A 19,392-nucleotide genomic window follows, 5' to 3' on the forward strand; every position below is an offset into this window, starting at 1 on the left:
TATCATAAAGTCAGCTGAAGATTACGCAGGTATAGCCGTTCGAGCGGCAATATTATTTTGGATAGCAAGTTACCAATCGAAAACGTATCCGAATTCGGAAAGAAGGTATTGAAAAAGTGGGTAATAAAAAACTCCTTTACTTTAGCGGTAAAGTGACGAAGCGGCGAGAGCGTCAGACAGGCGCTATCGTTTACATCAACCCAATCCAGGTATTCCTGTTTCCGTTTACTAAAGGCCTTGATAACGGTGATAAACTCATTCTCGCCTTGCGTTTTTGCCTGATGATATAATGAAAATCCGATCAAAGGCTTCACGATCAGCAGCATAGCGCTTACCAGTAAGAGAAATTGAAATATGACTCGTCTTAACATAGGTTGTATGATATCTAAAGCACAGCATTTTGATTTGCGTACACTACAAATATAAACAATGACGCAGTAGACCATTGTAACATTGACGTAACGAAAGCTTTTGTAAACATCATGTTGCAATTACATTGCTTCTCACAAAAATCCAATAATACTAGCAATGTGAACCAGAATCTTGCTCCGGTTTTTCTTGTAGTCTGCTCGGTAGGTTTTATTTAATGGAAGATTTCCCTTCATTTATGCGGAAGGGTAAAAGCGATATCGGTGCCCGGCCCCTCTTTATCGAGCACATGGATCTGACCACCATGGCGCAATATGATATCGGCGCAGAGAAACAGCCCGATACCGAAACCTTCAATATGGCTGTGACCTTTGGAGCGATAAAATTTCTCAAATACTTTTTTTCTATCCTCAGGTTTTATTCCTATACCAAGGTCGCTAATCAATACGGATATTTCATGCTGATCTGTTGTCATCGTGATGTGTATGGGTGATTTTTTATCACTGTATTTAATGGCATTATTGATCAGGTTGGTAATCACCTGTCCGATACGATAACCATCCGCTTCCAAAAATACGGTATCATCGGGCAGATGTAAGTACAGATCACTCTCGGGAAATATGAGCGCAGCATTATGACTTATTTCAAGGATAAGCTGGGTCAAATCTATCGTAGATCTATCGAGTTCGATTCCTTTAGCCATTACCATCACGGGGGCTATCATCTCATTGAGGAGACGATTAATACGGTCAGTGGCTTTGAGCGCATTTTCTACGAGTTTATTTGACAGAGCATTTTCTTGCGCTGTCAACTGCCTGTTCAGAAGCTGCAGGGTTCCTTTGACGGATGATAGCGGTGTCTTAATTTCATGCATGGCGATGCTCAACATTTCATCGCGCAAAATTTCAAGTTCCTTTTTCTCTGTAATATCAAGCGTTGTGCCCGAAATTATCTGTGGGCAGCCGTTCTCGTCATAAGTAACCGATCCACGTGCCTCAATCCAATGGATGCTATCATCACCATATCTTACACGATACTGTGCAATATAGGGTATGTGCTGCTCAATAGCCCTTGCGACACTCGCTTGCATCGCTTCCCGATCTTCATCCACAATACAGCCCAGCATATCACTATAGCTAAAATCCTTTGCCGTATCCCACCCAAAATTTCTTTTGCATTGATCGGTACAGGACATGTAATTTTTTTCCCGAAGGCTAACTTCCCAGAAGCCGATACGGGCCTGTGCGAGCGCCTGCGCAAGATGTTTTTGGGATACCGTAAAGGTAGAATCCGCACCGTGCAAGTTAATCATACAATTGTTAGGATTTAAAAGTGCTTTTCAATTACGTAAAGATACTTATTGTAAGAATATTAGCATTATTATTTTACACCTTATATTAACCTATAAAATTCGGGAAGTCTGTCGGCTAATTTAGTCAGCAAAACGGGCAAAAAAAACTATTCCACGCTAACCAAGATTTATTTACACATGAATTCATCTAGAGACGATTACGCATAACTGGAGCAGGATGATTTTCCTGATGCTGTAAATTGTATCGTTTATTTTAGTTTTATAAGCAAAAGAGATACATTTGAACATAAACAAAAGTCCTTATGAACAGTGCTACTTCCATTTTCGAATCGAACCATAAAAAATTAGGCCTGATTTCTTTCGATTCCTCCTCGCTGGACCTGGTAAACGGCGAAACGTTCCGCCATTACATTAAAATATTGCTCATTCCAGCTGGTTACGCACTAACGGTGGACTTCACTGCTTATGAAACCCAAAATCCCACCTTACTTTTCATCAATACCAATCAATATCTTGACATTCAGTCGGCCAATGAAAATAAAGCCTTTTTAATCCATTACAACAGGGATTTCTACTGTATTCAGATTCATGATGAGGAGGTTGCCTGTGACGGACTCTTGTTCAATAATATTTTTGAGAATCCGATAGTGGACTTGTCCGGCGATGAGCTGCACGCCATCCCCCAATTATTCGCTCAAATCAGCAATGAGCTTGATTTTCAGGACCGCTCTTCGGAAGAAATGATCCGAACGTACCTCAAGCAGATTATCATCCGTGCAACGCGGCAGTGGAAAAAGCAGAACCTCCAAAATGAAACGCTCGACCTCGTCAGCATGGATCAGGACTTTTTCAGAAACTTCAGCCGACTGGTCAATATTCACTACAGGGAAAAACACAGCGTAGCCGATTATGCAGACCTACTGAACCTTGCCCCGAAAACGCTTTCCAACAAATTCCATAAACTCAACCTTGAAAATCCGAACGAGATGATCAAAAACAGGATCGTCCTTGAAGCCAAACGCCTGCTCCTTTACAGTGAGCTTACCATAAAGGAAATCGCTTATCAATTGGGTTATGAGGACCCAGCTTACTTCAACCGGATCTTTACGCAGAAATCGGGAAAAACTCCGGCGGCTTTTCGGAAAGAAATTAAAAATTAAACTATAAAAGGAAAAAAGTACAATTTATATAGACTTTTTGCTCTTTATTTAGATTGCCTATATGACATACCTTTGTCCTATAAGAAATTAACAATCAAAAATAAAGCGTATGAAACGTAATGCTACCGCCGTTTGGAACGGCACCATCAAAGAAGGAAACGGACATCTGACCACACAAAGTTCCGTTCTGAACCAGACCCAGTATTCATTCAACAGCCGCTTCGCTGAAGGTGTCGGTACAAATCCCGAAGAACTGCTTGCTGCTGCCCATGCAGGATGTTTTACAATGAAGCTGAGCCTTGATCTCACACAGGCGGGTTATCCCCCTAAAAGACTCGAAACAAAGTCCATTATTACCTTGGATAATGGTAAAATCACACAGTCGGAACTTCTACTTGATGCAGAAGTAGATGGCATCTCAGCGGAAGAATTTGAAAAAATTGCCCGAGAGGCCGAAAAAACCTGTCCCGTAAGCGCAGCATTCAGCTTCAAAATCATCTTAAACATCAACCTAAAAAAATAATCACGATGAAGACAATCTATTCAACAGTTTTAACATTGGCGGCACTCGCCATCACAAATTCCAATATCATGGCACAATCAAACCCCGCATCTCAAGACCCCAAGATTGGCCGGGAAACAAGAGCATTCTTAAAAGAGTTGAACAGCGGCGACGGAAAACCGCTGGAAACCCTCTCACCAAAAGACGCCAGATTGGTGTTGGTAGGCGCTCAAAAATCAGTAAGCTTCGATTATTCCGATATCCAGGAATCAGACAGAACCATTACCCAGGACGGGCAGACCGTAAAAATACATATCGTAAAACCCAAAGGTGCCCAAGCTGGCCTACCCGTATTTATGTTCTTTCACGGCGGCGGATGGGTATTGGGAGACTACCCTACCCACAAAAGACTGGTTCGTGACCTTGTTGTCAACAGTGGTGCAGTAGCCGTGTTCCCGGATTACACGCCATCTCCGGAAGCCAGATTTCCCGTAGCCATCAATCAGGCTTATGCCGCAACAAAATGGGTTGCCGAGCATGGAAAAGAAATCGGGGTCGACGCCAGCAGGCTTGCTGTTGCCGGAAACAGTGTCGGTGGAAATATGGCCGCAGTGGTCGCATTGATGGCCAAAGACAAAAATGGTCCCAAGCTAAAACAGCAGGTACTTTTGTGGCCCGTAACAGACTCCGACTTCAGCAGAGCATCGTACACAAAATTTGCACAGGAACGGTTTTTAACAACGCCGTTGATGAAATGGATGTGGGATAATTACCTGCCTGACTTAAAAGAACGCGACAACAAATACGCGTCCCCACTGAAAGCTTCTCTGGAAGAGCTGAAAGGTTTGCCTCCTGCACTTGTTCAGGTGGCCGAGAATGATATTCTGCATGACGAGGGTGTCGCCTATGGAAGAAAATTAGATGAAGCCGGTGTTGCAACGACTGTTACAGAGTATAAAGGCTTTATTCACGATTACGGGATGCTGAATCCGCTGGCGCATATCCACGCTGTACAGGAATCGGTGCTAGATGCAGCAACTGTTTTGCGAAAAGCACTGTTTGCGAAGTAAAATACCCTGCATTTCCAAAGAATAACACCAAATGGTTCGACTGTTTGGTGTTATCTGTTTTTTGTCGTCCCCCCTTCCAACCATCTCAAGAAATCTGAAGAATTCGCTTTGCTGACAACAATAGTCTCTGGTGTTTCTACTGTAAGTCGACAAATAAGCTTTCGGGAAAAAAATCGTTCTATATTTGCAATAGAAAGGCGATTAATAATATACTGTCTATTCGCCCGGTAAAAAGATTCAGGATCAAGCATTCTCTCGAGCTCATCCAATGTCGAAGCCATGAAGTATTGCTGACTCGTTAGCGTTATAATCCTGATCACTGTATTCTCCAAAAATAAGCAAGCAATATCATGTACTGAAATTGGTATTATCTTTTCACGCTGCTCCACGAGTATTGACTTTTTGTAAGAAGCCTTAAATTTTTCACTCAAGCGGTCAATAGATCTTTTTAAAATGGCCGGCTCAAAGGCAGATTTTAAACGCTTGAGCTTTCCAAGGGCCTTCTCAACCATCAGCTCAGTGATTGGTTTCAATAAATAACTAACGGCATTCGTTTCAAAGGCATCAAGCATATATTCGTCATAGGCCGTACAAAAAACGATCGGGCTATTTACAGTGACTTCGCTATAGATCTCAAAACACATCCCATCCGCCAATTGAATATCTGAAAATATCAGATCAGGAGAATCATGTTGTTGCAAATACTCAATACTCGCTTTCACAGAGTCAAGAATAGCTGTAACTTCGTTTTGTATATCAAGCTTTACCAAAATCCTTTCGAGCTCTTTGGCAGAATTTATTTCATCTTCTATGATCAGAATTTTCATGATTTTATAATGGGTAACTTTACGCTGAACACAGCCGTATTCTGCTCTATAATGATATCTTGTTTAAATAAAAGCTGATAACGGTTTAATAAATTATTTAAACCAACACCAGTCGAATGGTAGTTAGTTTTCTTTGGTAGCAGGCTATTGCTGACAATAATATTTTCGGAATCATTATATACATCTATAGCTAATGGACTATCAAGGGAAGCTACATTATGTTTAATTGCATTTTCAAGCAGCAACTGCAAGCTCAGTGGCGGGATCTTCGTCGGCAAGATAGATTCGTCTATCCGAATGTTTATATTTAAAGAATTGCCAAATCTAGTTTTTATAATATATAAGTAGGAATTTATAAAACTCAATTCACTTTCCAGAAGAACAAGGTTCAATTTATTATGAATGAGCATATACCGGTAAACGTTTGCAATTTCAGAGACATAATCCTTCACTTTTACATCGTTTGTTATTGCACTTAAGGTGTTTAACGTGTTAAACAAGAAATGTGGATTCATTTGCTCTTTCAAATTGGATAAGTTAGCTTCCAGCTGCGATCGATTGAGCTTCTCTATTTCTAGACGACGCCTTTGGCTTTCTTCTACCAATTGTAGATAAAAAACTACAAAGAACTGCACAGTGCTGACCAATAAGCACCGTAGAATGACCAGGTACCAATTTAGATCCTCTTTTGCGATAGTAAAAGAAGATTCTTTAACAAATTTGTTGAAAATTGCATCGACTACGATAGAAGTCAAACAGATAATCAAAGCGATAACTATAATTCTTAAAATATATTCTACCATAATCCATCTCGCCGCAAATATGGTGCGGTTAAGATAAAGGTGAAGGAGAAAAGCCAGTATCCCTGCAGTAAACGTATATCTGATTGTACGAGCGGCTAAAAACAAATTACCTGAGTGCAGATCTTCTGAGGTCAATTTTATCGGTAATATGGCAAGTCCTATTGCCAATGAAATTATCACACCCAATATTCGATACTGTTTTGACATACATTATTTTTAAATAGAAGAAAGCAAAAAAACATCAAAGAAAACTTAGAAATGCATGAATTAAAATCCCAGATATTACCCGATCGCTGACATAAAATCTGTTCAATAAAGATTCATTTGGTATCTGGTCAAAGGTACTAATTCTCCTCTTTTCGTAGGAATAAATAATAGCTTTGCCCGCCCGCTTCAATCGGCAATTTGCCCGCTTCGTCTTAATTCCCCGTATTGATCGAACCTGATTTATCTTTATTTGCATGATACATAATGATGATACTGTGTAAATTTTAAGTAATAGCGTTAATCACATTTTAAAAAGATATCATAAACAATCATTATTCATATGAGAACAGCATTAATAACTGGAGCAAATAAGATAATCTCCCTTGAAATGGCAAGAAAGCTAGCTGATGAGAATTATTTTGTTTATATTGGATGTTCTGACCTTGCAATCGGTGAACAGGTCGTCAAAGAACTCGCTGCTGAAGGTATTGGCACCGTAGATATTTTTTATGTAGACATCAGCAGCGAATCCTCGATAGACGCAGCGGGGCAAGAAATCGGCATACTGATCAATTCTTTGGATGTTCTGATCAACAACACCATTGATACGTTCTTTATGTCAACGTATGGTCTATCAGCTCATCCTGATTCCGGAAAAGGAATTTTTGAGGTTAACGATGCCGGGACCAAAGGCATTGTCAACAAATTAACTGAACTGCTAAGAAAATCCCTCAGCCCCAGAATAGTGAACGTCATATGGACCTCCAGTACACGAACCGGCACAAACCAATCCGCTCAAACATTCTTTCACCACCGCTTACCGGATCTTCAGCCTGCTATAGAACTGATGAGGTTGCAGACAGCCCATGTTGTGAATAAACCTCGAAAAACGAATTTTAAGATTGACACCATCGTCACGAGCGTCACGGGAATTGATCCCCATGATCATCAAGTCATTCAAAAAGTTAAAAATGAAAGTATTGATATCATTAAATATGCTTTAACCGGTAAGAAAGATCTTGGAAGCATTGCTGTATCCCTTGATATCGGTGGCGATGATAGCACCTGTGCGGCAGTGTGAATCCTCGGGAATACGGTCGAAAATACCATCCGTGACCAAAGGCCTTCCGAAATTCGTTTATAGATCTAATGGTCTATATATAAATAATTAGAAAATCAGGGTAATAAAATGCGATCGATAGGAATTCTTAAAGTATATGAACTAAATTTGAATTTAAAATTGCGCCGCATGCCAAAAAGAGATTCTATTTTAGTGAACAGCATGGATTCCAGCAGCAGTATGGCTGTTGGAATATGGGATGGTTCAACTCCGGGCATCCTACAAGCGCTCAATCCGCATCGGCATGACCATTATACCTGCATGCTTGTTGATGCGGGACAGCTGGAAGTCCTATTTGATTTTGAACAGCTGATCATGCCTGCCGGAACACTTTTTGTCTGCCCTCCGCACCAGGTCCATCAGATCACTACGGCTTTAGGGGCATCCGGTTATTACATTTCTTTCGAAGGCCATCATATGACGAGGTCAGCCAGGGATATTCTTGATGCATCTCTAAATGAAACCATTATATTGTCCCTGTCAGCGGCCGAGCAACAATGGTTTAGGTCAATCCTGGACTCCCTGAAAAATCTGGATAGTATAAACAATACCGCGAATAAGGAAGTGCAACAATAAAGTAAAGGCCTAATTCTAATGCTGAAACAATTTATAGAGTAATCACGATTTTACCAACCGTTCTCCCCGTTTCCTGTTCCAGATGCGCTGCTCTCATTTGCTCAAAGGGAAAAGATTTGGAAACATGAGGTTTTACGGCTCCACTTTCCAATAAAGAAGCGATCTGTTTCATATCCTCTCCGCTGGACTGTACAAGAATAAAATAACCTTTCACACCTTTGGATTCTGCTTTTGAAGTTACATCTTCATTCAGACCTGTCGGAATACTGATGATGGAACCGCCTTCTTTGGTCACTTCGAGCGAATGGTCGATATTGTCCCCGCCAATTGTATCCAATACAAAATCAAAAGTTCTGCCTGCTGATTTCCAGTCGAAGACGTGATAATCGATATGTGAATCTGCACCTAAACTCAAGACAAAATCTTTATTTTTTGGAGAAGAAGTTCCCGTCACTTTCGCCCCTAAATATTTGGCAATCTGTATAGCGATATGTCCTACTCCACCAGAAGCTGCGTGGACCAAAACATTTTGCCCTTGCTGAATATTCGCATGGTGAACCAAAGCCTGATACGCAGTTAGCGCAACCAAAGTGGAAGCCGCGGCGTCTTCAAAAGAGATATTTTTGGGCTTTAGGGCTAATTGATTGGCTGGAGCTGCGACATATTCTGCATACGCTTTTCCGTGGCCTGGAAAATTGACCATTCCGAAAACTTCATCGCCAACTTTAAAAGCTGAACTTTTAGTTTCTTCTACTATTCCGGAAATATCCCAACCCAAAATCAATGGATTTTCTGTTTTAATTCTTCCGTAAACTCCTTTTCCGGCACGGCTTTTTACATCTACCGGATTGATGCTGATGGCTTTTACTTGAATTAATACTTCGCCTTCGTTAATGGTTGGTTTTGCCAATTCTACGTATGCTAAATTGTCTACATTTCCTGCTTCTTTTAATACAATTGCTTTCATAATATTGATATTTTTTAAATATTATTTATTTGAATTACTTTAATTTAAATCTTGAAATGATTTCAATTTCTTAGCGGTTTCGCATTGATTTTCAGCTTATATATCACAACCGGAAATGTCACTTTACCTTTTCCGTTCTCAAACGCCGCCAAACGGTTCAGCTGGCCTGTCGGAATCCATAGATATCCATTGTCATCAATCCATAAAGCGTCTGCCCAGATTGTGTTGGCACTCCTTGCTACGGGAATAAGCTGTGCTTTTACCGATGAAACGGCTGTCATAAATGCTATCAATCCAATTATTGTCTTCATAACTTGCTTTGTTTTTGATATAGCAAAGTTATATTGCACTGCAGCGGATAAATAGTTCATTTTACGGAAAGAATAGCACAGACGTACGAAAAATCAAAAATCCTCCAATAACGGAGGATAATTTAGGAAAGCTTGGCGCTTCTCTAAGCAAAAGTTGCTTGTTCGCCGCCAACGAAAAAGTCATCATATTGGTAATAATCCGGGGATCGGATCATTAAAAAAAGTCACAGGAAACTAATGAAGTTTCATTGTGACTTTAACAAGCAGAATTGCAGTAATTAGTTCAGCTGTGATTTTCTGAATTCCAAAGGTCTCAGACCTGTCTGTTTCTTAAATAATTTTGTAAAATAAGAAGCATTCTCGAATCCTAAGTGATAGGCTATTTCCGCAACTCCCTTCTCTCCCAATCTCAATAGATTTTTAGCCTCTGAAATCAAAAATACATGAATGAGTTCCAAAGCAGTTTTACCTGTTTCCTGTTTCAGTACGTCACTTAAATAACGTGGCGAAATAAACAGCTGGTCGGCAATATCGGTAACGCTTGGCAACCCGTTTTTTTCCAGACCTCTTTCATCAATATATTTTTTAAGGATATCATTGAATCTTGATGCTGTTTTTCCAATAACCTGTTCTCTGTCGATAAACTGTCTTTTGTAAAAGCGCTGTGCATATTTCAAAATCGATGATATATGACTCAAGATAATCTCACGGCTGTATTCATCGGGATTATTAAAATATTCGCCCTGAATTTTCGCATGAAGCTCCAGAATAATCTGCTCTTCTTTTGGAGAAAGTTGCAGCGCTTCCGTTACATCGTAGTCAAAGAAGCCATAATTGTTAATGCTTTTAAAGAGCTCGTGACCGTTCAGATAATCTTCGTGAATCATCAACATATAGCCTTTTTCTTCAAATTCAAGGTCTTTCATTTCAATGATCTGCCGTGGTTTGGCAAAAAATAGACAGCCATTATCGTGGTCGTATTTTGTACGTCCGTACATAAACATCCCTGATTTTATTTTTTTGAAAGCGATAATGTAGCAATCTGTGGTAAATTCCCTATTTCCCAACGGACAGGCCGCCTGACAGCCGATCATACTAAAGAGCGGATGCTCCGGAGCGTCCCAGCCATTTCCGGTGTGCAATTCTGTGAGGGTTTTATAATGTTTCATTTTATTTTTTTTCGAATGTTCGACAATCTCTTTCTATTACAACTGATTCTCTGAAGTTAAGCTAAAAAAGCAAACCAGTACAACTGTAGAAAACAATTTCTTTGCGCGGATCATTCCTAATAAATCTAATGCCCATGTGCGGCAATGCTCACCTCTTTCCAATTTTGGATATCGTTCAATCTTTTGGTGTAAACCTCATTGACTACGTGATAAGCAATTTTACCGAACAATAATCTTTGTGGAGGATTTTGATTGTCAATAAGATTCAAAAATGGCACTACTGTCGATTCAGGTTTTCCCCATGTATCAGGATTATCCCCTGTTTCCGCAAATGCCTCTCGTACTGGATTGTAATCGGTAATATCCGAAGAAGTCTGAACCGCTGAAGCTCCTGCCCAATCCGTTGCAAATCCATTAGGTTCAATTAATGTGGTTTTGATTCCCAAATGTGCTGTTTCTGAACCAATCGTTTCAATTAGTCCTTCGACTGCAAACTTTGAAGCATTGTACAATCCTAAAAGCGGTAGCGTCGTTAACCCCAAAAAGCTGGAAATCTGAATGATATGTCCACTTCTTTGTTTTCTCATCACCGGTAAAATTGCTTGTGCTACCCAAAGTGAACCAAAAAAGTTGGTTTCCATTTGGTCTCTCGCCTGCTGTTCTGTTGTTTCTTCCGTTGTTCCGAATAAACCAAAACCAGCATTATTAATCAAAACATCGATTCTTCCAAAGTGTTTTTCTACTTTCTCCACTACTTCAAAAACTTCTGTACGGTTGTTGACATCCAGTTTCACCGGAAGAATGCTGTCACCGTACTTCTCTTTTAAATCCTGCAACGCATCAATATTTCTAGCTGAAGCTGCAACTTTATCGCCTCTTTTAAGTAAGGCCTCAGCCCATAATTTTCCAAATCCTTTGGAAGCTCCTGTTATAAAAATTATTTTGCTCATTGTTTATTCTTTTTTTGTTAATCCAAAATTATCCTTATCCATACTTATACACTAACTCATTTCAGCTGAAGAATAGCACATAATTACGATATAGCTTTAGCTGTACACCTTAGTTAAAAAGAGAGCTCCTTCCATTTCTAAAAGAAGCTCTCACCAACACTTCAATTAAAACACTTATGATAAACTTTTTGCTGCCGGAAAATCAATCGGGATCTGGGTATTTGCAAAAACATAATTCGTAAAACTTCTAAGGGCAACCAAGGCTGTAAGTTCTACAAGCGCCTTCTCATCCAAACCAGCTTTATAGAAGTCTTCCAGTGCAGCATTTCCGGCATTGCCTTTATTGTTTGCGATCGATTGGGCAAGTTTTATAATGGCATCCAATTTAACATCCTCGACACCTCCCTTTCTGATTGCTAAAGTGTCCTCCTCACTAAAACCATTTAATTTAGCCAGCATGGTATGTGCAGCAAGACAATAATCACAATCATTTACCTGGGACACCACCAAGTTGATCGCTTCCCTTTCCTTTGCGGTGTAAGAAGAATGATGCGCTAAGGTTGCTTCTGTTTCCAGCATCGCTTTTAAAGCTGATGAAGAATATCCGATAGTAGCATAAAGGTTCGGGATCTTGCCCATTTTTTTCTCTACTGATGATAAAATGACCTGAGCTTCTTCGCTCAATTGTTCTTTGTTTGGAACTGTAATAGTTTTCATATTCTTATTATTTATTATTGTTTACTTGAATCTTTCAATTTCACCCCCGTCTAACGACTGATCTTTTAAAAATAAAAATCCCAAGGAAAGTCAAAACCACGATCAGTAGATTGACCATTGCAATGCTCTGAACATTTTTTATCTCAAATAAATTGATCAGGCCGTAACCGGCAATGGAACTAATGACGTAAATACCGCCGCCGGTCAGCCCGCTTGCTACACCTGCATTCTTGCTAAAACGCTGTAAACAGTATGCATAGACATTATTAAAAATAAAGCCGGAAAGGAAATGAATAAGCAGCGTAAAAATAAGCAGTACATAAAATCCATTCGCCCCAAATGATATAAGGGTCATCAGGCCTGCGAAAATCAATTGTAGGATCACAGCTGTATTGATTTTTAAGAAGAGATTTTTGTTTATCAAAACCTTTGAGGTGATTCCACCCAGCATCAGTGCAATTCCTGAACCCAGCGAACTGTAGCCTGTCACAACAGGTGAATAACCATAAACTTTTTCGATAATAAACGGACTGCTGATCCCGTAAACAACGAGTAGTGAATAGCTCAGTCCGATAATAAGCAGCCCTACACTAAAATCCGCTGTCTTTAGCATACCTGAATAGACGTTTAGGATCTGCTTCCGGTTAAAGGACTGGAATTTACGGAGCGATTCACCGGTATATCTCCACTCGAAAAACAGAACAGCTGCTGTCAAAAAGCCCAATAGATAAAAATTCGACTGCCAGCCAAATGTTACCTGTAGATATCCGCCAATAAATGGTGCGACAATAGGAGCCGTTGCCCATACAATTGAAAATAGGCTCGTATAGTGCTTCAGCTTTTCACCACTGTACATATCCACAAAGAATGCCCTCTTTCCAACGATGATCAGCGATACTGTTATTCCCTGTATTATCCGCATTCCATAGATCACACCGATATGGGGAACCAGTGCAATGATAAAACTGGCGATTGAAAATACAATAAGGGCAAACAAATTGATCCTGTATCTCCCAAAGCTATCCAGTATACTCCCGATAAAAAGCTGGCTGAGTCCGGAGCTTACCATGAAAAGCAATAAAGAAAGCTGCACCTGCTGCATGGAAACGCCCAGATCACCTGCCATCGCCGGCAACGAGGGAATATAAATATCGGTGGTAAGTCCTCCAAGCGGAATGAGGATAAAGGCGAGCAGGGTGCTGATGTGTAAATATTCTATTTTTTGGGCTTTCATAACGATGTTGAACTATATGTAAAAAAGCACGGGATTACCCGTGCGCTGCTTCTGAAACATCCTTCCATTCCTTCCACTGTTGAAGTTTTTCACCATACACCCTTTCTGTTTTGACATAACCCAATTTGCCCAGGAATAATCTTAACGGCGGATTTTCACTGTCAATCAGTGTTAAGATTGCTGGAACAGTAGCTTCAGGTGTACCGTAATCATCAGGGCCAAGTCCTTCAATTTTAGTTAGGCTTTCTTTCAGCGGATTATACACATCCAACTGATCGCCAAATACTGCCGAACTTCCACCAAATTCTGTTTTATAGCCATTTGGTTCGATAAGCGTTACATGGATACCAAAATCTTTTACCTCACTGGCCAGCGCTTCACTCAATCCTTCAACCGCAAATTTAGTAGCGTTGTAAATGCCTAAAGTCGGAAGGCTCCATACGCCCAGTACACTTGAAAGCTGGATGATATGCCCATGTCCCTGTGCTCTGAGGATTGGCAGTGCTGCCTGTGTCACCCATAGTGTTCCGAACAGATTTGCATCGAAAACATCCCGGGCTACTTTTTAACCGATTTCTTCCACTGCACCAAAAACGCCATACCCCGCATTGTTGATCACCACATCAAGCTGACCGAAATGTTCGCTGGCTTTGTTTACGGCAGCAAATACAGCTTCTCTATCGGTAATATCCAACTGTAACGGTAATAACTGATCACCATACTTTTCTGATAATGCTGTAAAAGCATTCGCTTTTCTGGAAGTTGCCACGACGTTGTACCCACGTTGCAATAGTGCTTCTGTCCAAAGTTTTCCAAATCCTGAAGTTGCTCCTGTTATAAAAATTGTCTTTGCCATGTTGTTATTGTTTAAATTATTATTTGTTATTTTGATAAGACAAAGTTATATCCAGAACCGGCCTCTGCTCTACTCCATATCAGCGGAAGAATAGCACAGATTTACGAAAATGTAATTTTGAAACATTTCAACAAGCAAATTCCTAAAATTAGAGACATTGGAAAAGATCAATCATTATAAAAGCATAACCGAACTTCATGAAAAAAGTGGCTTTGAACCTCCGAAGCATCCACTATTGAGCCTGATGACCTGTAAAGAACTTATGACCTATTCGGTCGGAGAAGACAGGTTCACCGGAGACTTTTATATGGTTGCTCTGAAAAAGATCAAATCGGGCTATGTGCTATATGGCAAAACGAAATATGACCACAGTAATGGATCCACCGTTTTTATGAAGCCAAGGCAAATTATTGAGGTCAGTAATGTACAGTTTGCAGAAAAGGGTTTTGTTATATTTTTTCATGAGGATTATCTGGCCGGCCATATTCTGCATGACCAGATCAAAAACTATGGCTATTTTGAGTATGAAATAAATGAAGCCCTGCACCTATCTCCTGCTGAGGAGGTTATCATGTGGGAGCTCTACGAAAAAATACGCAAGGAATATGACGAAAACTCCGATGAATTCAGCCGTGAAATTATACTATCACATATTGACTCCATCCTAAAATATTCCGACCGCTTTTATAGAAGACAGTTTGTGGATCGAAGTAATAACGTTTCGGGAACCACGCTAAAAAGGTTTCAGACAGTATTACAGAACTATTTTGATAAGAAGCTGCACCTTAAAGAAGGTTTGCCCACCGTAAATTACCTTGCGGGAGAACTTTTTCTATCAAGCAGGTATCTGAGCGATCTTCTTAAACAGGAAACCGGAAAAACCGCTCTGGAACATGTCCATATTTACCTGATTAAAGAGGCGAAAAATCTATTGCTGGGATCGGACAGCAACATTTCTGGCATAGCCTATGGTCTGGGATTTGAAAGCCCTTCATATTTTACCCGTTTGTTTAAAAAATTGGTGGGTATTACACCTGCCCAATTTAAGGAAACCAAAAATTGATTTCATAATTATGGGTAATAGTACAAAATGTTTGAAATTGACCTGCTCCTCCTCGTTGAAAAATTTGGTAGCCGCTTTGAATGCCTGTGGTTCTGTTGTGCTGATATTGATTCGTTTTTCCGTGTATCTTATTTTTTAATTTGATACTACAAATTTGGAAAATGGAGAGCCGGAAAAACTTAAAAGGCTTTAAGAAAAATTCTTTTTGCGGATTTCGCTGAGATACTCGGGTGTAAAGCCCAGGTAGGAAGCCACGAGATATTGAGGTACGCGCTGCAGAAATGCAGGCTGATTCTTGAGAAATTGACGGTATAGCTCCTCCCTGGAGTGCTCATAAAGCAGCTTGACGCGCATCTGTGCAGCGGCATAAGCTTTCTGATACACCATGCGAAAATACTTTTCCATGACCGGGTGCTTTTCCAGTAGATCATCGAGGGCATGTTGGCGAATGACCAGGACTTCTGTTGGCAGTACAGCCTGAATGTAAAACTCTGTGGCCGTCTGATTTATATAAGAGAAGGTCTCTGTCATCCACCAGTTTTCAATCGCGAATTCAGTCGTCTGCTGCACACCCTTTTCATTGATAAAAAACTTTCGCAGAATTCCATCCAGTACAAAATAACTGGCTTTGCAGATCTGCCCTTCGGTCAATACGTTTTCTTTCTTTTTAAGCGTCTGCTGCTCAAAATATCCGGTTATATCGGCAAATTCATCATCGGAAATCTTTATAAATTTATCCAGGTGTTTTTTGAATTGTTCACGCATCATTTAAAGTCTTTTTTGATCATCTTTAGCCCGTTTAAGATAATCAAAAATAATAAAATAACCTCATCATCTTTGGTGGCGCGGTCTGATCCATTTAGTATATTTACTTATCTATTGGATGGGAGATATTTGACAGACATTTTCAGTACGGCCAGCACTGTACATTATCGTTTGTAATTCAATAAAAGGCATAATACGTATAAATCAAGGAAAAATGTTTACAGTAGAACAAATAAAAGCTGCTCATAGCAAAGTAAAATCAGGTGCGGACTTTCCTGCCTATATCCAGGACATCAAAAAATTAGGCGTTACCGCTTACGACGTTTTTGTTGCGGATGGGCACACTGATTATTATGGGCATAATCACTACAGAACGAGCTCTCCAGCTAGTCATGAGCCATTGACCATTGGCAACACCGTTGAGACAGAGCAGTTCAAAAAAGGCTTAAAAGAGCATCAGCAGGGCGAAACAGATTACCCCACTTTTATGGCGATGTGTGCAATATGTGGTATCGAAAAATGGACTGTCTTTCTTGACAAGATGACCTGTGCGTATTATGATAATGGCGGGAATGAAATTCTGGTAGAAGAGATACCTAGGCAAATCAACTAATTTCCCGAAAGTGGATCGGTGTCATCTGCATCGCTTTTTTGAAGAAATTATTAAAATGAGTAGCCTCTTTAAAACCTAAAGAATAAGCGATTTCCGAGACATTCCATTCGGTATGTCTCAGTAATATTTTAGCCTCCTGTAACAGGCGCTCCGCAATAATTGCGGAGGTTGTTTTTTCAGTAATCTCTTTGACGGCGCGATTAAGGTGATTGATATGGACGGAAAGCTGACCTGCGAATTCGCCGGGCGATCGAAAGCAGATCCGCTGCCTCAGATCTTCAATCGGAAACTGACGCTCTAAAAGTTCCAGAAACATATGCGTGATCCGTTGAGAAGCATTTGCCTGCTGCTTTTCAACTTTAGAAGCCGTTTTCATCCTATGCGTATAATGAAGTAGATCAAACACGAGATTTCTCAGCAGATCATATTTATGTGCATAATCCGACTCTAATCCAGCCTGCATCTTTAAGTATATCTGCTTTATATCTTCCAATTGCTCATCCGTGAGCTCAAAAACAGGTAAGGCGTTGGGTTTAAAGACTTCGTAGTCGTGTAGGTTGCCGAAGTGATGAAAAAATGATGCCGTAAAGACACAAAAAAATCCAGCTTTATAATCGTCAATCAATTCAAATTTGTAAGGGATCTGCGGATTTGTAAAAAATAAGGCCTGCTTTTTAATTTCAATGACCTTGTCAGCATAATGTATTCGGTTTCTACCGATAATCAGGGTAATCTTAAAATAATCTTTCCTGCTGTAGACCACGGGCTTAGTATGCTTCCCTATATATTCATCTATTTTAAAAACATTGAAATGCCCTACCCCATGACGGAAATTCTCGGGTATCCGGTCAAATTTAGATTGGTAAAACCCCTCCAGTGACTGCATTTTTTCCATAGGATAAATGTACGAAAATCAAATAAAAAACGCTGTCGCTCAGTCATGACAACGCTTTTTATTTTAAGTATAAGATTTTCAATTAAAATCAGTGGAATAAGAAATAGACTTATTGCTTTCTAATTCTTCTGAAAGCAGATTAACTTTTTCCGTTGCCCTTTTGTAGGCATCGCTTCCGAGGTAGAGCCGTACAGGCGGGTTGGGATTCTTTACCAAATCGATAAAAACCTGAGCCAGCAATTCCGGATTACCGATTTGCGATCCATTCATGGCTGCATATTTTTCGTGGGAGCTTCTCACCGCAGTATAGTCATCAATTTTCTTTTCAGCAAAAACAAGGGAGTTTTCTTCCAGAAACTCCGTCCGGAATGCCCCCGGTGCCACCACTGTCACTTTCACGCCAAACTCTTTCACATCCTCTGCCATCACCTCTGAAAGCCCTGTCACCGCATATTTCGTAGCAGCGTACATCGCCCAGCCCGTTCCCGGGGCAAACCCCGCAATAGACGATATGTTGATAATATTGCCCGATTTCTGCTGCCTGAAGTAAGGCATCGCAGACTGCATCGTCTTAATTACAGCCAATACGTTAATGTTAAAACTATCGTTGATTTCTTCCTGATTTATTTCTTCTACAGCTCCGCCGATCCCATAGCCTGCATTATTCACCAAAACATCGATTTTCCCAAAGCGGGCAACCGTACGTTCAAAAGCTTCGTTGATGGATTTCTCACTTGTCAAATCGACTTCCAGCGGTAAGAATCGTGGCCCTTCAACATGTCCGACGGCGTCTATTAAACGCTGAGATTTTCGACTTGTTGCTGCTACGCTATACCCCGCTATGATAAGTTTTTTTACCAACGACAACCCCATTCCCTTAGAAGCCCCCGTTATAAACCATACTTTATTTGTCTCCATATCTAATTTATTTATAGGACAAAATTAGAACTTCAATAGATGTCAGTAATAACTAAATCGAAGCAATAGATTACGAAAATCAAACAATTGAGTATATCCCACAACAACTCGCGCTGGCACAAGTAAACAAAATAATTATACCGTCCATTGGAGGCCCGGATATTTTCGTCCACTCTTGTTAAAAATTTAGCCGTACTTTCATTAACTTCGTTAGTATAACATTACGGCTTATTTTATATCAACTTGCATACAAACCAACATGGATAAACGTGTAAAATTTGATTTCGAAAGTTTAAAGGTGTGGGGACATTTCCCGTACGCGCATTTGCCAAGCTGAAAAAGGATGTGGCTAGATAGAAGCTTTACGATAAAACGCCAAGCGCCAAACCATATATGTTAAATTAAATACATAAAAGAAAATGAGTCAATACTTTTGGATTGCGATACCTGCCGAGCTGTTTTTTCAGTATTGCGCGGAAACGATGGAAAAACATCGGGCGCACGCCTATATTGAGAAGATAAACCGTCGTTCAGGCAAACGGAATTATCTGAAATACAGCGAGGAAAATCCGTCTGCGTTTCTAGAAAGCTTTTCATCAGCGGATTATCATGGTTTTTTCCTGTCCACCTATCCTTTTTCAGATCAGGAAACCAGCGTAGATTCAGGTGTCTTCTATGATTCACCTGTCGCCGAATATACCATTGCAGGAAGCGGGGGCTATGAAACAGAGCGGACAAGGGAAATCATCCACTTGCGGCAGATTATGAAGCAAGCGGACAAATCCTCAAAAGCATTTTTTGCGGCCCTGCAGCGCAACCTCAAAAAGATCCCCGATCTACGTGATACCCTGAGCAGTGGAAATAAAAACCATTTTTACCTGCCGACATCAAAAAGTATCATTCCCCAAAATGCCCATAGCCGGCTTATAACAATGCCCTGGGAAGAACACTGCCTGAGCAAAGACCTCGTCTACATGCAGCAATGATT

Annotated in this window: 21 protein-coding genes and 1 pseudogene; 8 read left to right on the forward strand and 14 right to left on the reverse strand. The window is 40.3% G+C overall.

The genetic code is table 11. The annotated features are described in order from the left end of the window. Window positions 1-2 precede the first annotated feature (2 nt). Both IQ31_RS01940 and IQ31_RS01945 read right to left on the reverse strand, forming a co-directional pair. Window positions 3-371: a hypothetical protein gene (locus tag IQ31_RS01940; protein WP_145326945.1), complete on the reverse strand. Its 369-nt coding sequence runs from the start codon at window positions 369-371 to the stop codon at window positions 3-5. Between the two features lie 230 nt (window positions 372-601). After that, entirely contained in the window at window positions 602-1,681 is a 1,080-nt protein-coding gene (locus IQ31_RS01945) for a PAS domain-containing sensor histidine kinase (RefSeq protein ID WP_075992951.1), read from the reverse strand. Window positions 1,682-1,983: 302 nt separating this feature from the next. On the opposite strand from IQ31_RS01945, the gene IQ31_RS01950 reads away from it, so the two are divergent. The 3 genes from IQ31_RS01950 to IQ31_RS01960 all read left to right on the forward strand — a co-directional run bounded on the left by IQ31_RS01950 (window position 1,984) and on the right by IQ31_RS01960 (window position 4,413). Next, complete coding sequence (locus tag IQ31_RS01950; protein WP_075992952.1) at window positions 1,984-2,841, forward strand: helix-turn-helix domain-containing protein; 858 nt, start codon at window positions 1,984-1,986, stop codon at window positions 2,839-2,841. Between the two features lie 109 nt (window positions 2,842-2,950). Beyond that, window positions 2,951-3,364, forward strand: a complete 414-nt coding sequence (locus tag IQ31_RS01955; protein ID WP_145326946.1) for an OsmC family protein — start codon at window positions 2,951-2,953, stop codon at window positions 3,362-3,364. A 5-nt stretch (window positions 3,365-3,369) separates the two neighbouring features. Next, window positions 3,370-4,413 (forward strand): alpha/beta hydrolase, encoded by a 1,044-nt coding sequence (locus IQ31_RS01960; protein ID WP_208734083.1) that lies wholly within the window; start codon window positions 3,370-3,372, stop codon window positions 4,411-4,413. A gap of 50 nt (window positions 4,414-4,463) precedes the next feature. Here IQ31_RS01960 and IQ31_RS01965 read toward each other — a convergent pair whose 3' ends face one another. Beyond that, the gene (locus IQ31_RS01965; RefSeq protein WP_145326947.1) at window positions 4,464-5,240 is read right to left on the reverse strand and encodes a LytR/AlgR family response regulator transcription factor; all 777 of its coding nucleotides are present in this window, start codon (window positions 5,238-5,240) and stop codon (window positions 4,464-4,466) included. Beyond that, window positions 5,237-6,250, reverse strand: a complete 1,014-nt coding sequence (locus IQ31_RS01970) for a sensor histidine kinase (protein ID WP_145326948.1) — start codon at window positions 6,248-6,250, stop codon at window positions 5,237-5,239. Before IQ31_RS01970 ends, IQ31_RS01965 begins: the two co-directional genes overlap by 4 nt. Window positions 6,251-6,590: 340 nt before the next feature. Between IQ31_RS01970 and IQ31_RS01975 the strand changes: the two genes are divergently transcribed. Together IQ31_RS01975 and IQ31_RS01980 are read left to right on the forward strand one after the other, a co-directional pair. Beyond that, complete coding sequence (locus tag IQ31_RS01975; protein ID WP_121123310.1) at window positions 6,591-7,331, forward strand: SDR family NAD(P)-dependent oxidoreductase; 741 nt, start codon at window positions 6,591-6,593, stop codon at window positions 7,329-7,331. Between the two features lie 168 nt (window positions 7,332-7,499). Then, window positions 7,500-7,946 carry an AraC family ligand binding domain-containing protein gene (locus IQ31_RS01980; RefSeq protein WP_158638772.1) on the forward strand — a complete coding sequence of 149 codons (447 nt, stop codon included), beginning with the start codon at window positions 7,500-7,502 and terminating at the stop codon, window positions 7,944-7,946. Between the two features lie 31 nt (window positions 7,947-7,977). Here the strand turns inward: IQ31_RS01980 and IQ31_RS01985 are convergent, their stop codons facing one another. From IQ31_RS01985 to IQ31_RS02015, 7 genes and pseudogenes are all read right to left on the reverse strand, one after another. After that, on the reverse strand, window positions 7,978-8,913 hold the full coding sequence (locus tag IQ31_RS01985) for an NADP-dependent oxidoreductase (RefSeq protein ID WP_120334008.1): 936 nt from the start codon (window positions 8,911-8,913) through the stop codon (window positions 7,978-7,980). A 62-nt stretch (window positions 8,914-8,975) separates the two neighbouring features. Beyond that, complete coding sequence (locus IQ31_RS01990; protein ID WP_145326950.1) at window positions 8,976-9,224, reverse strand: hypothetical protein; 249 nt, start codon at window positions 9,222-9,224, stop codon at window positions 8,976-8,978. 278 nt (window positions 9,225-9,502) lie between these two features. Beyond that, window positions 9,503-10,393: a helix-turn-helix domain-containing protein gene (locus IQ31_RS01995; protein ID WP_145326951.1), complete on the reverse strand. Its 891-nt coding sequence runs from the start codon at window positions 10,391-10,393 to the stop codon at window positions 9,503-9,505. Between the two features lie 125 nt (window positions 10,394-10,518). Then, complete coding sequence (locus IQ31_RS02000; RefSeq protein ID WP_145326952.1) at window positions 10,519-11,343, reverse strand: SDR family NAD(P)-dependent oxidoreductase; 825 nt, start codon at window positions 11,341-11,343, stop codon at window positions 10,519-10,521. Between the two features lie 174 nt (window positions 11,344-11,517). Further along, window positions 11,518-12,060, reverse strand: a complete 543-nt coding sequence (locus IQ31_RS02005; protein WP_145326953.1) for a carboxymuconolactone decarboxylase family protein — start codon at window positions 12,058-12,060, stop codon at window positions 11,518-11,520. 40 nt (window positions 12,061-12,100) lie between these two features. Further along, window positions 12,101-13,294, reverse strand: a complete 1,194-nt coding sequence (locus tag IQ31_RS02010; RefSeq protein WP_145326954.1) for an MFS transporter — start codon at window positions 13,292-13,294, stop codon at window positions 12,101-12,103. Window positions 13,295-13,328: 34 nt separating this feature from the next. Beyond that, window positions 13,329-14,150 (reverse strand): annotated as a pseudogene (locus IQ31_RS02015) (SDR family NAD(P)-dependent oxidoreductase). 157 nt (window positions 14,151-14,307) lie between these two features. On the opposite strand from IQ31_RS02015, the gene IQ31_RS02020 reads away from it, so the two are divergent. Beyond that, window positions 14,308-15,213: a helix-turn-helix domain-containing protein gene (locus IQ31_RS02020; protein WP_145326955.1), complete on the forward strand. Its 906-nt coding sequence runs from the start codon at window positions 14,308-14,310 to the stop codon at window positions 15,211-15,213. 189 nt (window positions 15,214-15,402) lie between these two features. Here IQ31_RS02020 and IQ31_RS02025 read toward each other — a convergent pair whose 3' ends face one another. Then, window positions 15,403-15,981 carry a Crp/Fnr family transcriptional regulator gene (locus IQ31_RS02025; protein ID WP_317041791.1) on the reverse strand — a complete coding sequence of 193 codons (579 nt, stop codon included), beginning with the start codon at window positions 15,979-15,981 and terminating at the stop codon, window positions 15,403-15,405. Window positions 15,982-16,192: 211 nt separating this feature from the next. On the opposite strand from IQ31_RS02025, the gene IQ31_RS02030 reads away from it, so the two are divergent. Continuing rightward, window positions 16,193-16,591 (forward strand): DUF1398 domain-containing protein, encoded by a 399-nt coding sequence (locus IQ31_RS02030; protein WP_145326956.1) that lies wholly within the window; start codon window positions 16,193-16,195, stop codon window positions 16,589-16,591. Here the strand turns inward: IQ31_RS02030 and IQ31_RS02035 are convergent. Beyond that, the gene (locus IQ31_RS02035) at window positions 16,584-17,486 is read right to left on the reverse strand and encodes a helix-turn-helix domain-containing protein (protein ID WP_145326957.1); all 903 of its coding nucleotides are present in this window, start codon (window positions 17,484-17,486) and stop codon (window positions 16,584-16,586) included. The genes IQ31_RS02030 and IQ31_RS02035 overlap by 8 nt on opposite strands. A 78-nt stretch (window positions 17,487-17,564) precedes the next feature. Beyond that, complete coding sequence (locus tag IQ31_RS02040) at window positions 17,565-18,404, reverse strand: SDR family oxidoreductase (RefSeq protein WP_145326958.1); 840 nt, start codon at window positions 18,402-18,404, stop codon at window positions 17,565-17,567. Window positions 18,405-18,823: 419 nt separating this feature from the next. Between IQ31_RS02040 and IQ31_RS02045 the strand changes: the two genes are divergently transcribed. Then, window positions 18,824-19,390, forward strand: coding sequence for a hypothetical protein (locus IQ31_RS02045; RefSeq protein ID WP_145326959.1), 567 nt, complete (start codon window positions 18,824-18,826; stop codon window positions 19,388-19,390). The last annotated feature ends 2 nt before the right edge of the window (window positions 19,391-19,392 follow it).

Origin of the sequence: Sphingobacterium siyangense (assembly GCF_007830445.1) — a bacterium.
In the GTDB taxonomy this organism is placed as follows: Bacteria; Bacteroidota; Bacteroidia; order Sphingobacteriales; family Sphingobacteriaceae; genus Sphingobacterium; species Sphingobacterium siyangense.

Bases quoted from the DNA above. Each gene is read 5' to 3' on its own strand.
- IQ31_RS01940 (WP_145326945.1), bottom strand. From the start codon at position 371: ATGTTAAGACGAGTCATATTTCAATTTCTCTTACTGGTAAGCGCTATG.
- IQ31_RS01945 (WP_075992951.1), bottom strand. From the start codon at position 1,681: ATGATTAACTTGCACGGTGCGGATTCTACCTTTACGGTATCCCAAAAA.
- IQ31_RS01950 (WP_075992952.1), top strand. From the start codon at position 1,984: ATGAACAGTGCTACTTCCATTTTCGAATCGAACCATAAAAAATTAGGC.
- IQ31_RS01955 (WP_145326946.1), top strand. From the start codon at position 2,951: ATGAAACGTAATGCTACCGCCGTTTGGAACGGCACCATCAAAGAAGGA.
- IQ31_RS01960 (WP_208734083.1), top strand. From the start codon at position 3,370: ATGAAGACAATCTATTCAACAGTTTTAACATTGGCGGCACTCGCCATC.
- IQ31_RS01965 (WP_145326947.1), bottom strand. From the start codon at position 5,240: ATGAAAATTCTGATCATAGAAGATGAAATAAATTCTGCCAAAGAGCTC.
- IQ31_RS01970 (WP_145326948.1), bottom strand. From the start codon at position 6,250: ATGTCAAAACAGTATCGAATATTGGGTGTGATAATTTCATTGGCAATA.
- IQ31_RS01975 (WP_121123310.1), top strand. From the start codon at position 6,591: ATGAGAACAGCATTAATAACTGGAGCAAATAAGATAATCTCCCTTGAA.
- IQ31_RS01980 (WP_158638772.1), top strand. From the start codon at position 7,500: ATGCCAAAAAGAGATTCTATTTTAGTGAACAGCATGGATTCCAGCAGC.
- IQ31_RS01985 (WP_120334008.1), bottom strand. From the start codon at position 8,913: ATGAAAGCAATTGTATTAAAAGAAGCAGGAAATGTAGACAATTTAGCA.
- IQ31_RS01990 (WP_145326950.1), bottom strand. From the start codon at position 9,224: ATGAAGACAATAATTGGATTGATAGCATTTATGACAGCCGTTTCATCG.
- IQ31_RS01995 (WP_145326951.1), bottom strand. From the start codon at position 10,393: ATGAAACATTATAAAACCCTCACAGAATTGCACACCGGAAATGGCTGG.
- IQ31_RS02000 (WP_145326952.1), bottom strand. From the start codon at position 11,343: ATGAGCAAAATAATTTTTATAACAGGAGCTTCCAAAGGATTTGGAAAA.
- IQ31_RS02005 (WP_145326953.1), bottom strand. From the start codon at position 12,060: ATGAAAACTATTACAGTTCCAAACAAAGAACAATTGAGCGAAGAAGCT.
- IQ31_RS02010 (WP_145326954.1), bottom strand. From the start codon at position 13,294: ATGAAAGCCCAAAAAATAGAATATTTACACATCAGCACCCTGCTCGCC.
- IQ31_RS02025 (WP_317041791.1), bottom strand. From the start codon at position 15,981: ATGATGCGTGAACAATTCAAAAAACACCTGGATAAATTTATAAAGATT.
- IQ31_RS02030 (WP_145326956.1), top strand. From the start codon at position 16,193: ATGTTTACAGTAGAACAAATAAAAGCTGCTCATAGCAAAGTAAAATCA.
- IQ31_RS02035 (WP_145326957.1), bottom strand. From the start codon at position 17,486: ATGGAAAAAATGCAGTCACTGGAGGGGTTTTACCAATCTAAATTTGAC.
- IQ31_RS02040 (WP_145326958.1), bottom strand. From the start codon at position 18,404: ATGGAGACAAATAAAGTATGGTTTATAACGGGGGCTTCTAAGGGAATG.
- IQ31_RS02045 (WP_145326959.1), top strand. From the start codon at position 18,824: ATGAGTCAATACTTTTGGATTGCGATACCTGCCGAGCTGTTTTTTCAG.